Origin of the sequence: Micromonospora sp. NPDC000121 (assembly GCF_042899165.1) — a bacterium.
GTDB lineage: Bacteria > Actinomycetota > Actinomycetes > Mycobacteriales > Micromonosporaceae > Micromonospora.
Genome location: NZ_JBIAZP010000015.1, coordinates 75,763 through 88,384 on the forward strand (window position 1 = coordinate 75,763; position 12,622 = coordinate 88,384).

General features: G+C 70.5%; 6 protein-coding genes. 1 reads left to right on the forward strand and 5 read right to left on the reverse strand.

Annotated features, from left to right (window positions below; translation table 11 throughout):
* Positions 1–279: 279 nt before the first annotated feature.
* Entirely contained in the window at positions 280–3,369 is a 3,090-nt protein-coding gene (locus tag ACFY23_RS29585; RefSeq protein ID WP_350677551.1) for a beta-L-arabinofuranosidase domain-containing protein, read from the reverse strand.
* Positions 3,370–3,828: 459 nt separating this feature from the next.
* Here ACFY23_RS29585 and ACFY23_RS29590 point away from each other — a divergent pair, with 459 nt between their 5' ends.
* Entirely contained in the window at positions 3,829–5,016 is a 1,188-nt protein-coding gene (locus ACFY23_RS29590; protein ID WP_350677556.1) for a cytochrome P450, read from the forward strand.
* Between the two features lie 109 nt (positions 5,017–5,125).
* On the opposite strand, the gene ACFY23_RS29595 is transcribed toward ACFY23_RS29590, so the two are convergent.
* The 4 genes from ACFY23_RS29595 to ACFY23_RS29610 form a co-directional block, all read right to left on the reverse strand.
* Positions 5,126–7,663, reverse strand: a complete 2,538-nt coding sequence (locus ACFY23_RS29595) for a beta-L-arabinofuranosidase domain-containing protein (RefSeq protein WP_350677559.1) — start codon at positions 7,661–7,663, stop codon at positions 5,126–5,128.
* 142 nt (positions 7,664–7,805) lie between these two features.
* Positions 7,806–10,292, reverse strand: coding sequence for a trehalase family glycosidase (locus tag ACFY23_RS29600; protein WP_350677561.1), 2,487 nt, complete (start codon positions 10,290–10,292; stop codon positions 7,806–7,808).
* Positions 10,293–10,399: 107 nt separating this feature from the next.
* Positions 10,400–11,911: an L-arabinose isomerase gene (gene araA / locus ACFY23_RS29605; protein ID WP_350677563.1), complete on the reverse strand. Its 1,512-nt coding sequence runs from the start codon at positions 11,909–11,911 to the stop codon at positions 10,400–10,402.
* Between the two features lie 31 nt (positions 11,912–11,942).
* The gene (locus ACFY23_RS29610) at positions 11,943–12,620 is read right to left on the reverse strand and encodes an L-ribulose-5-phosphate 4-epimerase (protein ID WP_387038529.1); all 678 of its coding nucleotides are present in this window, start codon (positions 12,618–12,620) and stop codon (positions 11,943–11,945) included.
* Positions 12,621–12,622 lie beyond the last annotated feature (2 nt).

Sequence of the window (12,622 nt, forward strand, 5' to 3'; positions counted from 1 at the left end):
GCATCGCGATCAACTGCTCATCCGTTACCGCCCACCGGCCCGGCGGCCGGCTCCTGCCCCGAGGTGATCTCGGTCGTCATCTGGCGACTCCCTTGGTCGGTCGATCAGCCGTTGTTTGTACGGTCCCGGCCCCGATCGCAGGTGTTCACCTCGGCAACCGGCACTTCGGAACAACGGCGGAACGGCGGCCCGGTCGACTCCCCTCGCCCGGGCCGCCGTCCGCCCAGGCTCAGGTATGTGGGATACCTTCCGCCGGGGCCCGATGACGCCGCGACACTCCTACGGGGCGAGCTCCTTGCTCGCCCGGGCGGCGTCCGAGACGACGCGGTCCTTTTCCGCGTCGGTGAGGACTCCCGCCGTCACGAACGCCTCGGCGGTGCGCGCGACCGCCGAGACGAAATCGCCGTGGCTGGCGAAGGGCGCCTGGTCCCACAGCAGGTCGAGGAAGGTCGGGCCGTCGTTACCCGGCGAGGGAATGCCCGACACAGGGACGTCGTAGCGCGGCAGGCCGTCGTTCCGCTTGTGGTTCGGCACGCCGGTGTCGATCGACCCGAACACGATCGTCGGCTCGACCCGCCGGAAGTACGACGAGACGGGCTGCGAGTCGCTGATGTGGTACGGCCGCAGGGTGAGGCCGTGCGTGGTGAAGAGCATGTCACCGGCCGCGGTGGTGCTCGCGTGGGTGATCGCCGAGCGGGCGTAGTCGCCGTCCCGCTTCAGGTGGCGGTAGAGGGACAGCTCGCGATAGTTGCCGTCCCCCGGGTTGCCCAGGATCTGCAGGAGGATGGGGCCCCAGAAGATCGCCTGCGTGTCCGGGCGGTCCAGCGCCCGCTCGATCCGGATGCTGAACGGCATCCGGATGTCGATGGTGTCGCCGGGCGACCAGGTCCGGCTCAACGTCAGATAGCTCCCCGGCTTCGCCTCGACGTCCACGGGTACGCCGTTGATCGTGACGAGGAAGCCCTTCTGCACCCACCCCGGCACGCGCAGCTTGAGGTCGAGCGGACCGCTGCCGTCCACGACCAGCCTGGCGCGGTCGCTGCGCGGGTAGCTCGTCTCCTGGGTGACGGTGAAGCCCTTCTCCGCCCAGGTCAGCGTGGACGGCACGAACAGGTTGACCCACAGGGTGCCGCCGTCGGCGGACTTGAAGTAGACGGTCTCCTGGTACTTGGTGTGGTTCTCCAGGCCGGTACCGCCGCAGCAGGTTCCGGTGTTGCCGTAGCTGCGGTTGGCGCCCGGGGTCAACGGCTGGAAGTAGGTGACCTGCGGGTTGCTGACGCTGGCGGTGTCGGCTCGGGAACCGGTGATCATGTTGAGCAGGCCGCGCTCGTAGTAGTCCATGTACGCCGGATCCTGCTCGTGGAAGAACAGGTTCCGGGCCAGCTTGATCAGGTTGTACGTGGTACAGGTCTCCGCGCCGCCCTGGGCGATCGCGTTCGCGATGTTGTCCCGGTTCTGGAACATCTCGATGTTGTTGTTGGAACCGGGGTAGTTGCCGCCGGCGCCGCCGTTGGCGAACATGCGGTGCGGCACGACCATGCCGAAGAAGTTCTTCGCCGCCTGGAAGTACTCCTGGTCGCCACCGTGCTCGTAGACGCGCAGGTACCCGATGAACTGCGGCACGTGCGTGTTGGCGTGCAGCCGGTCGGTACGCCGCCGGCCGGGCTTGTTCTGCGGCGTCACGACGAGGATGTCCCGGTTCTCGACGCAGGCGTCGAACAGGGACTCCCGGTTGTCGAAGCACTTGGCGGTCTCCAGGTGCTTCGCGTCGCCGGTGAGCGCGTAGATCTCGGGGAACACCTCGTTGGCGCCGCCGTACTCGCCGGCGATGTAGAGGTCCCACATGTAGTTCAGGTTGTCCCGGGTGATGGGGCCGGTGTAGTCGGGGTGGTTCTTGTCCCCGACGGTCAGTGCGAGGTGAGCCCAGTCGGCCATCTTGACGACCACGTCGAGCGCCTTCTGGTTGCCGGTGTGCTCGTAGGCGTCGAGCAGGCCGCGCATGATCTTGTGTTGCGTGTACCACGGGGCCCAAGTGTTGGTGTCCTTGTTGCCGCCGTAGACCGCCCACCTCGGCGGGCCGAGGCGGAGCACCGCGTCCTCCGGGATGGCGCCGAGGTAGCCGGGGTGGGTGGGGACCCACAGCTCGGTGCCGGCCTGGTTCGCCACGATGCCGGCGTCGCGGCCGTTGGGCGAGGAGTCCCTGAGGGTGGAGCCTTCGTCCTCGTCCAACCGGTACCAGGCGATTGTCCCGCCGCCGGTGGTGCCGGCCGGCGAGTCGAGCAGCGACTGGACCTCCGGCTGACTCAGGGCCCGATCGAAGATGTGGAACTCGTCGATCGTCGCGTCCAGGAAGGGGTCGCCGTACTGCGACCGCCCGATCCAGCGGTTGCCCGGGTTTCCGAGGTGGGACGGGTTGAGGGTCATGTTGGAGTTCACGCCGGCCTGCTGGCCGTTCACGTAGAGCGTTCCGGTGTTCTGGGCCAGCGTGACGGCCAGGTGCACCCACTGGTTGGTCGGCAGCGCCGCGTTGCCGTTGATCTGCTGCTCCCCGCCGGATCCGCCGACCGTGATGGCGAACCGCGGCACGTTGCCGGCGACGCCGGCGCGCGGGGTCAGGAACATGTTGACCGTGGTGTTCTGCCCGAAGTCGAACAGCCGGCTCCAGCTCTGGGTGGACGCGAGGTTCACCCAGGTGGCGATGGTGAAGTCGGTGAGCTGGCTGATCGTCTCCTGCGGAAGGGTCACGTGCTGCGCCGCGCTCGGGCCGTTCAGCCGGAGTCCGTTGCCGAACCTGCCCGGCACCCGGCCGATCTGCGGCTCCTGCGGCTCGGCGCCTCCCGGGTCGTCGCCCAGCCGGGCGGTGATCGCGTCCTGGCAGGCCGCGAGCTCGTCGACCATCCAGTCGAGCTTGCTCTTGAAGATCGGCTCGCCCTGGTCGGCGTAGCTCTGCGCCAGAGCCGTCATGAAGTGGCCGGCCCAGTGGCCGCTGAGCAGCCCGCCGTCCTCCCAGCCCCCGGGGACAGCGACACCGGGCGGGTTAGGTCGACCGGCCTGCTCGTTGAACAGCACGAGGAAGCGGCGCTCGTCGTACTGCCGGAGGAAGTTCTTCATCCGGTCGCGCTTCTCCTGGAGCAGGCCGTCGCCCAGCCGCACGTCGCGCAGCGGGAACGGCTGGACTTCAGGGGTGCCGCCGGGACCAGGATCGGGTGGTGTCGGGCTGGGCGCCGCCGGGCCGCCTGCCGTCCCGGTTTCCGGCGCCGCGTGGGCAGCCGCCGGGAACGCGGTGGTGGAGGCGACCGCGACCACGCCGGCCGCTGACGCCTGAAGCAGTTGACGTCGATTGACGGAGACCTTGTCGGATTGGGCCACTTCTCGATCAGTCCTTCCACGTGGGGCGCCTGGGCCAGTTCGCCTGGCCAGACGGCTGCTCCTGGTCTCTGGATCCGCGGGACGAGCGGGGCCGCGCCCACGAGCGGGAGTCGTTCGCTATTTGGACTCGGGGTCTGGAGGGTCGGCTGACCGGTCGGTGGTCCACCCGTGGAAGCCGACCTGGACGGCACATGCCGGTGGGCGAGCACGCCGCAGGCGACCGCGATCAACCGATGCCAGGAGTGTGAGCGTTAACAATCCTTGCCGTCAATACCTACGTACAAGTAGGTCCCGCGTTTGACACCTCCCGGAAACAGTCCTATGTTAACGCTCACCTTCCCGCCCGAGCCGACGTCGTGGGCGTTCCCTGCCGCCCCACGCTCATGCCGATCGACGTGTCCGTGAGGTAGTAGCCAAGGGCGGCGGCCGCGAGGCGGACTTCCTGATCGAGGAGGCGGTGTGGCCGCCACGTTCGGCATGTCGGAGTTGTGGGACCCGGCGGTCCGCCGCGATCCGCACGCGTTCTACGACCGGGTACGAGACAGCGGGCGACCGGTACTCCAGATCGATCCGGCGGGTAACCGGCTCTGGGTGGTGGCCGGCCACGCCGATGTGCTGACGGGACTGCGCCACCCGGAGATCGGGCACGAGGTGCACCGCCACTGCCCCGGCATGCGCCAGCCGGCACGCCACCACCTGCCCGAGGTGGCGAGGATCGAGGCCCGCCAGCTCATCAACCTCGACCCGCCCGACCACACCCGGCTGCGGGGCCTGGTCAGCGGCGGATTCACCGCCCGGGCGGTGGCCCGGTTGGAGCCGTGGATCGCCGACCTCGCCGACCGGTTGCTCGCCGATGCGCGCCGGCGGGGACGGATCGACGCGGTGACCCACCTGGCCGACCCGGTGCCGGTCAACGTCATCGCGGAGCTGGTCGGCGTTCCGGAGCCGGACCGGCCGCGCTTCCGAGCCTGGTCCGCCGCGATCGTGTCGGCCAGCATGGACGGCCCGGCCGCCACCCTCGAGTTCGGGGCGTACCTCGACGGGCTGGCGGCCCGGCGCCGGGCGGTCCCGGAAGACGACCTGATGTCCGAGCTGGTGGCGATGGCGGAGGACGACCAGCTCGACCGCGACGAGCTCGTGGCCTTGGTGCAACTGCTGCTCATCGCCGGCCAGGAGACAACCGTCGACCTGATCGTCAACGGCATCCGCCTCCTGCTCACCCACCCGGAACAGTGGCGGGCGCTGCGGGACGATCCGTCGCTGGCGGCCGCGGTGGTCGAGGAGACCCTCCGGTTCCGCGGACCGGTCGAGATCGTGCCACCGCGGTTCGCCTTCCGGGACATCGAGCTGGGCGGTGGGCGGATCCCGGCGTTCGACCGGGTCGGGTTGTCGTTGTGGGGAGCCAACCGCGATCCGGCGGTGTTCGACCGGCCGCACCTGTTCGACATCCACCGCTCCGACGTACGCAGGCACATCGCGTTCGGCCACGGGATCCACTTCTGCCTCGGTGCCCATCTGGCCCGCCTGGAGGGCCGGATCATGTTCGAGCGGGTCGCGCGACAGCTGCCCGACCTCCGTCTCGCCGTCGACCCCCACGACCTCGACTCGTTCCGGCTGCACCAGAACGGCCTACCGCTTCAGGTCTGAGTCGGGCGTGCGGGTGCCGCTCGCAGGATCTCCCGAACGGCCGGCGACCCTGCCGCCGCCGGCCGTTCGTCCCGTGTCGGGGTGATGGGAGCCCGCCGCGTCAGCCCCCTCACTCGTAGCGGTCGAAGGTGCCGGCGTGCAGGGCCGCGACGTCCCCGGCGCTGAGCGCCACCCCGTAGAGCCGGAAGTCGTCGACCGCCCCGTGCAGCCAGGGGTGCTTGACGTTCTGGGAACGGCCCAGGAAGTTCTGCTGCGTGGCGCCGAGCAGCAGCGGGGACATCACCAGCCGTTCGTTGACACCCACCTGCTCGCCGTCGAGGTAGAGCCGGGCCGTACCCCCGCCCACCGTGACGGCCACGTGCGTCCACGCTCCGGTCGGCAGGGGCCGGTCCGCGTCGACGAAGTCCTCGGTCTCCATGCCGCCGAGCTTCATGGCGAACCGCGCCGTCCCCCGACCGGTGCGGGCAGTCAGGAACATGTACGTCTGGGTGTTCGACCCGAGATCGAAGACGCGTGCGGAGTTGGCGATGGACTCCAGGCGGGCCCACACGGACACGGTCAGTTCCGTCAGGTTGGCGGGCAGGCCCTCGGGAAGGACGACGTGCCCGCCCTGCCCGTCGAGAGCCACCGCACCACCGCTGTCCCGGCTGACGAGCGAGGCACCGCCCGCGAGCGCCGCGTCGGCCCAGCGCCCGGTGGAGTCGACCAGCCTTCCCGCGCCGTCGTCGAACGCGTAGCGGGCCACCAACTTGGGCGCCGGCCGCACGGGCCGCACGGCCCAGTAGACGTTGTAGTGCTCGTGGTGCACGTCCAGGAACGGGCTCAGCCGCACGGGCCGCCCGTCGGCGACGGCCGTGAAGTCCGACGTGCCGGGCACGCGCGTCAGCGAGGACGGCTCGATCGTCGGGAGGGTCGCGGGCGGGGTGTCGCCGTACCGTCCGGCGAGTACCAGCGGGCCGTGCGTCAGGGCGTGCACCGCGGGGTTGTCGGGCGCCGGCAGCCACACCGAAGCCATCGGCAGGGACAGCTCCAGGACGTCGCCGGTCACCCAGGTGCGGCGGACCGCGACGTACGTGCCCGGTCGGCAGACCACGCCGACGGAGCGCCCGTTCACCCTGAGCGTCGCGGGCCGCCCGGTGCGCTGCACCCACGCCGGGACGCGTACCCGGATCTCGGCGTCCCCGCCGCGGTCGACGGTGAGCCGCACGGTCGGGTCGTACGGGTACTCCGTCCGCAGGCGCAGCCGCAGCCCCTGCTCCCGCCAGTCCAGCTCGGACGGCACGAACAGGTTGACCCACAGGACGTCTTCCCGGGTGAAGTAGATGCTGTCGGCGAACTTCACCTGGGTCTCCAGCGCGGTGCCGTGGTCGCAGGAGAAGTTGCCGTAGTCGCTGCTGTAGGTGCCGGGGTCGGCGACCAGCCCCTCCTTGCCCTTGCGGCTGGCGGTGTTGGACAGCCCGGTGTAGTAGGTGACGAAGCCGTGCGCGGAGTCGGGGTCCTGCTCGCCGAGCATCTGGTTGAGCAGCGTCCACTCGTAGTAGTCCATGTACGCCGCGCGGTCCGGGTCGTTGCGGAAGAGCTGCCGGGTGAGCTTGAGCATGTTGTAGCTGTTGCAGTTCTCGCAGGTGTTCTCGCCGAGCTGGCTCACGATCTGGCCGGGCGGGCCGAAGAACTCGGCGTTGCTGTTGCCGCCGATCACGTACGTGTGGTGCTGCACCACCTGGTCCCAGAAGTAGGTCGCGATGGTGCGGTAGCGCTCCTCACCGGTCGCCTCCCACTGCGCCGCGGCGCCCACGACCTTGGCGATGTCCGTGTTCGCGTGCCGGCCCGCCAGGGTGTTCCGGCGCTCGGAGAGCGGCCCGAAGATCTCGTCGTGGTCGAACCGGGCGGCGAGTTCCAGGTGCCGGTCGTCCCTGGTGACGAACCACAGGTTCGTCAGCACCTCGTTCATGCCGCCGAACTCGGTGTGCAGCACCTTCTGCATCGCGTCCCGCGACAGCCTCGACGTCCGGGTGTCCACCCACTCGACCATGCCGAGCAGGACCGTCAGGGCCTGTTCGTTGCCGAGCAGGACATGCTGGTCGAGCAGCCCGGCCATGATCTTGTGGATCGTGTAGTACGGCGCCCACACGTTCTTTCCGGCTTCGAGGTCGTCGAACGCCTTCTCGGGGAAGGCGGACAGGTAGCCGGGTGTGAACCCGGCGCCGGTCGCCGCGGCCTGGCACTGCGCGAGGGCGGCCACCAGCCGGGACCCCTTCGCCGCCAGCCCGGCGTCGCCGGTGTTGGCGGCGGCCAGGGCGAGGCCGCTGAGCAGGTGCCCGGTGGTGTGGCCGCGCAGCTGCACGTTCGGCGCTTCCCAGCCGCCGCACGGTTGCGCGCCGCTCGGCAGGCCGACCGTGAGTCGGAAGGTGTGCAGCAGCCGGTCCAGGTCGACCTCCCGCAGGTAGGCGGCGGTCCGACGCATGTTGGCCAGGAACCTGCTCTCCAGGAGCTGGACCCGGTCGAGCGGCAGGGCCGCCAGCGGCGGCGCACCGGTGCCGGCCGGCCCGGCGGCGACCGCCGGCAGCTGGCCGAGCCCCACCGCCAGTCCGGCCCCGAAGAGGCCGCCGAGGAATCCCCGCCGGCCCAGTCCCGCGTGACTGTTCATCGTCGCGTCTCCAGTTTCCGTCTGGCACCGTCCGACGCAGGGCGTTGGCGCCGAGCGGCCCTGACGGCACAGTTCGATTGCCTTCGTCGGTGGAGGGCGGTCCGGGCGGCGCCCGCGCGGCGCCGCCCGAACCGCCCCCACGTCACAGCCGCACGTGGGTGGTGCCCTCCGGCACCTGCACCGTGCGGGGCTTGCCCCCGCCGTCGGTGAAGACCCGGACGGTGGCGTCACCGTCCGCCTTGACCGTGAAGGTGGCGGTCCCGTCGGCGAGCACGAAGTCCCGTACGACGACCCGCGCCCCGTTGGCCATGAACAGCGGGCGGCCGTCCTGGTGGACCACCGTCGACGTGGGCCCGGCCACCACCTTGTAGCGGTGCCCGTGCAGCGGCACCTCGTTGACCGAGTTGGTGCCCGGCAGGCCGAGCGTCCCGAAGCGCACGCCCCGCGGGTCACCCCACGGCTCGTCGGCGATCAGCTCCTGCGTACCCATCAGCGGCATGAGGTTCGACCAGCTGTAGGTGCGCCACGCGGTGTCGGTCGCGGCGCCGTTGATCACCTGGCCCGGCTCGGCGTCCCAGTACTCGGGGAACCAGCCCATCTCCTCCCAGGTGGACAGCCACAGGTCACTGCTCTTGGTGGCCAGCTCCGCCGCCGGCTCGTCGAATCCGTACCGCTTGAGGCCGTCGTAGACCGTGGCGTTCATCGGCGGCCACACGGCCCCCTTCCACTCCTCGCACGCGTCCTCCTCGTTGTGCTTCTGGAAGTAGCGGTAGGCCGGCGCCTCCTCGTGGGTCCGCCCGGCGCTGCAGAACGCCGGATCGTTGCGCGCCACGCTCGGAATGGCGTACTCGCCCCAGAACTCGTCGGGGTTGAGCAGGTGGTCCCGGACCAGGATCTCGGCCCGGTCGGGGTCGGCCAGCCCGCCGAACAGCGGGTAGAACACCGTCGGCGTGGTGGTGGGTTCCCACGTACCGTCCAGGTACCGGTTGAGGTACAGCCCTCGTTCGGCGTTCCACAGCCGGTCGTTCATGCGCCGCTCGAGCTGAGCGTGCAGCTGCGCGAACCGTGCCCGGTCGGCGTCCTGCCCGAGCGCGCCCGCCATCTGCGAGAGGGTCTCGGCGAAGAGTCCGTAGTACGAGTTGAGCGCGACGTCGGTCAGGTTGGTGTTGTCCCGGTTGTCGCTGCCGTCGGTCGGCACCTGGATGGCGTTGAAGTACTGCGGGCTGTCGTCGAGGCCGAGGTGGTTGCCGCGGCCGCCGAGCCGCGCCCCTGCCCAGGGGGTTTCGAGCAGGCCGTCGCCGTCGGTGTCGAACTCCCGCATCCGGTCGATGTAGGGCACCATCACCGGGTAGACCAGGTCGAGGACGCTGCGGTCGCCGGTGCGGGTGTAGGCCCGCCAGGCGAGGTAGGCGTGCATCGGGCCGGCATGGAGCTGGTCGTACCGGGGCCCGCCCTGGTCGTAGAAGTCCCGGATGTGGTCCAGCGCGAGCGCCGGGTCGAGGCTCAGGGCGGTGATGCCGTCCCAGGCCGAGTCCCACCCCTTGAAGATGTCGTCGCCGCCTCCGCCGAGGCCCCACATCACGAAGCTGCGGTTGAACTTCTCGTCGTAGTTGGCGTTGAGGGCCATGGCGTCGCGCATGAACGTCGTCGTCTGGCCGACCCGGCCGTCGCCGTCGACGCTGCCGTCGTTCACCCGGCTCCGGGCCTGCGTCAGGAGCGCGAGCGCCTCGTCCTTCGAACGCGGCGAGGCCGGGAGCGCCGCGTCGCCCATGCGGGCGGTGAAGGTCACCGTCTCGTCGCGGTCGAGCTCCCACCGCAGGGCCGCCGCGCCGTCACCGGCCGCGGCGCTCTTGCCCACCATCGCGTTGAGCATGTCCTTCAGCGAGGCGTACGACGCGCCGCTGTCGGCGGGCGCGCTGGTGTCGACGCGCAGGTGCGCCTGCCTGCCGGGATCGGTCAGCCCGGTGGTGGTACCCGTCATGGCCCGCTCGCCCGCGACGACGTACCGGCTGGGCTCCAGCCAGGGTGCGCTCGCGTCGATGAACACGGTGGTGTCGTCGTCGAGGGCGGTCACGGACCCGACGAGTTCGGTCGACCCCACCCGGGCGAAGCGGATCACGATGTTGCGGCGGTCGCGCTGGATCTGCTCGTAGCGGGCCTGGAGAGTGGGCAGCTGGGTCCGAGCCGCCTCCACGTCCTGGGCGTCCCAGCTCTCGGGGTGCTCGAGAGTGGCCCGCAGCCCGCCGATCTTCTCCGCGGTGAGGACCCGGTCGTCGGTGCTGAGCTCGATCTCGTAGTACGAGCCGTCGGTGGCGATCGGCCCGATGCGCCGGATGTTCGGCACCATGTTCTCGTGGACGACCTTGTTGTCCTTGGTCAGCAGGTCGACCGACACGGAGAACCGGGTCTCTCCCTCGCCGACGAAGAGCGCGCCGTTGAACTCCTGCTCCTTGAAGCCGGGCATGACGAACGGTCTGGTGAGTGGCGCCAGGTCGACCTGCGGCTCCGGTTCGGCGACGGGCTCTCCCCGGGCCGGCTGGCCGGTCAGGGTCGCGGTGATGGTCGCGGCGAGCGCCGCGGCGAGTAGGCCGCGCCGTCGGGTGCCGGACCAGCGGTGTGGACGTGACATGTGGAACTCCTTCCGAAGCAGGGGTTTCCGGGTGCACGCGGGCACGACCGACCGCCCGTTCGACCCGGTGCGGATCGACGGTGGCGGGCGACAGTGCCGGGGCGGTGTTACAGACGCTCGGCGAGGCGGTGGTAGGCGGCGCTCCACCGGAGCTCCCGCTGGAGCTTCTCCGGCGTGGCCTCCGCGTCGACGACGACGAGTTCGGTACGCAGCATCTCGGCCAGCTCGCGGAACTCCTGCGTGCCGACGGCCTTGGAGAGCACGGTGTGGTGCGGTCCGCCGGCGAGCAGCCAGCACTCGGCCGAGGTCGACAGGTCAGGTCGCGGCTCCCACACGGCGCACGCCACGGGAAGCCTGGGCAGCGCCTCGTCGGGCTCGACGACGTCGACCTCGTTGAGGGTCAGGCGGAAGCGGTCGCCCAGGTCGCTGATGCCCACCACCACGGCCGGGCCGGGGGCGGCGGTGAACCGCAGGCGCACCGGGTCCTCCCGGTTGCCGATGCCCAGGGGGTGGATCTCGAGGGTCGGCTTGCGCCCGGCGATGCTGGGGCAGACCTCGAGCATGTGGGCACCGAGGATCTTCTCCTGGCCGGGCACCAGGTGGTAGGTGTAGTCCTCCATGAAGCTGGTGCCGCCGGGCCGGCCGGCCTCCATGGCCTTGGTGGTGCGGAGCATGACCGAGGTCTTCCAGTCGCCCTCGCCGCCGAATCCGTAGCCGTCGGCCATCAGCCGCTGCACGGCGAGGCCGGGCAGCTGGCGCAGACCACCGAGGTCCTCGAAGTTGGTCGTGAAGGCCTTGAAGCCGCCTTCGGAGAGGAAGCTGCGCAGTCCCGCCTCGATCCGGGCGCCGTAGCGCAGCGACTCGTGGCGATCCCCGCCCGGGCGCAGCTCGGCCGCGACGTCGTAGCTGTCGAGATACTCGGCCACCAGGTCGTCAACCACCGCGGCGGAGGTCTGGTCCACGATCTCAACCAGCTCGCTCACCCCGTACGTGTTGACGGAGACCCCGAACCGCAGCTGCGCCTCGACCTTGTCGCCTTCGGTGACGGCCACGTCGCGCATGTTGTCGCCGAACCTGGCCAGCCGTAGCGTCCGCAGCTCGTGCGCGCCGAGGGCGGCACGGGCCCAGGCGGCGACCCGCTCCACGACGACGGGGTTGCTGACGTGCCCGGCGACGACCTTGCGGGCCACGCCGAGGCGGGCGGTGAGGTAGCCGAACTCGCGGTCGCCGTGGGCGGCCTGGTTGAGGTTCATGAAGTCCATGTCGATGGTGGACCACGGAAGCTCCGCGCCGGCCTGGGTGTGCAGGTGCAGCATCGGCTTGCGCAGCGCGTCCATTCCCGCGATCCACATCTTCGCCGGCGAGAACGTGTGCATCCAGGTGATGACACCGATGCACGACGCCGCGGCGTTGGCCTCGAGCACCCGGGCGTGGATGGCGGCCGAGTCGACGAGGACCGGTTTCCAGACCACCTTGGCGGGCAGCACGCCGCTGGCATCGAGTTGCTTGGCGATGGCCTGCGACTGTTCGGCCACCTGGCGCAGGGTCTCCTCGCCGTACAGGTGCTGGCTGCCGGTCAGGAACCACAGCTCGGGGGCGTTCTGGGGGTCAGCGGGCATGGGTGGATCTCCTCGTGTGGCCGGGGCGGGGTCAGCGCTGCCCGTAGACGTTCTGGTAGCGGTCGTAGAGGGAGTCGACGTCTCGCTCGCTGATGGGCAGCGGCTGACCGAGCTGCCGGGCGATGTGGACGGTGCGGGCGACGTCCTCGCACATGACGGCGGCCTTGACCGCGGCCCGGGCCGTCGCGCCGATGCTGAAGACGCCGTGGTTGCGCATGAGCACCGCGGGCGACCGGCTCTGCGAGAGCGTCTCGACGATGCCGCGCCCGATGGAGTCGTCGCCGATGAGCGCGAACGGGCCGACCGGGATCTCGCCGCCGAACTCGTCGGCCATCATCGTCAGCACGCAGGGGATCGGCTCGCCCCGCGAGGCCCACGCCGTGGCGTACGTCGAGTGGGTGTGCACCACGCCGCCGACGTGCGGCATGTGGCGGTAGACGTACGCCTGGGCGTGGGTGTCGGACGACGGCGCGTGGTCGCCGTCGACGACCTCGCCGTACAGGTCGCAGACGACCATGTTGTCCGGGGTGAGCTTGTCGTACGACACGCCGCTGGGCTTGATGACCAGCAGGTCGCGGTCGGGCACGCGCGCCGACACGTTGCCGGCGGTCCACACCACGAGTTCGTAGCGGGTCAGCTCGACGTGCAGCCGGCACACCTCCTCGCGCAGGCGCCGGATCGTCGCGTCGACGTCGGTCAGGACGGTCACGG

Coding starts and splice junctions, on each gene's coding strand:
- araA (WP_350677563.1), bottom strand. CDS start 11,911: ATGCCCGCTGACCCCCAGAACGCCCCCGAGCTGTGGTTCCTGACCGGC.
- ACFY23_RS29595 (WP_350677559.1), bottom strand. CDS start 7,663: ATGAACAGTCACGCGGGACTGGGCCGGCGGGGATTCCTCGGCGGCCTC.
- ACFY23_RS29600 (WP_350677561.1), bottom strand. CDS start 10,292: ATGTCACGTCCACACCGCTGGTCCGGCACCCGACGGCGCGGCCTACTC.